Annotated in this window: 1 protein-coding gene; it reads left to right on the top strand. The window is 75.6% G+C overall.

Annotated elements, in window-relative coordinates:
• Positions 1-664: polyketide synthase dehydratase domain-containing protein (locus tag JL475_RS39290; protein WP_202282971.1), on the top strand; the 664-nt coding region annotated here is incomplete at both ends.

The following is a 664-nucleotide window of genomic DNA, read 5'->3' as shown; positions in this document are numbered from 1 at the left end:
CCTGCACGCCCCGCTGGTCCTGCCCGACGCCGGCGGCGTCGCCGTACAGGTCGCCGTCGACGGCCCCGACGACGAAGGACGCCGCGCGGTCACCCTCCACTCCACCACCGACGCCGCGGAACCCGAGGCCCCCTGGGTACGCCATGCCACCGGCTGGCTCGTTGAACCGTCGAAGGAGCCCCCCGCCCTCGACGACACGGCCTGGCCGCCGACCGGCGCCACCCCCCTCGAACTGACCGGCTGCTACGACGGCCTGGCGGAGCGCGGCCTGTCGTACGGTCCCGCGTTCCGCGGGCTGCGCGCGGCATGGCGGCGCGGCGACGAACTCTTCGCCGAGGTCACCATCCCCGACCTGCGGCACGACGACCAGGGCCTCCACCCGGCACTGCTGGACTCCGCGCTGCACGCCCAGCTCGTGGCGGAGGAGGGCGACGCGGTGGTGCCGTTCGCGTGGTCGGGGGTCGAGGTGTTCGCGTCGGGCGCCTCCCTCCTCCGCGTACGGATGGCGCCGGCGGACGGGGACGGGGTGTCGCTCACGGCGGTGGACCAGCAGGGCCAGATGGTGGTGGCCGCAGACTCCCTCGTCACCCGGCCGCTGGGCGAACTCGGTGAGGGGGCTGCCCCGGGTGCGGGGGAGCTGTTCGGCGTGGAGTGGGCGGAGTGG

The organism is Streptomyces sp. M2CJ-2 (assembly GCF_016757295.1).
Classification (GTDB): domain Bacteria; phylum Actinomycetota; class Actinomycetes; order Streptomycetales; family Streptomycetaceae; genus Streptomyces.
The sequence above is the reverse complement of the archived record's forward strand: the minus strand, read 5'-3'. Positions and strand labels throughout refer to the sequence as shown.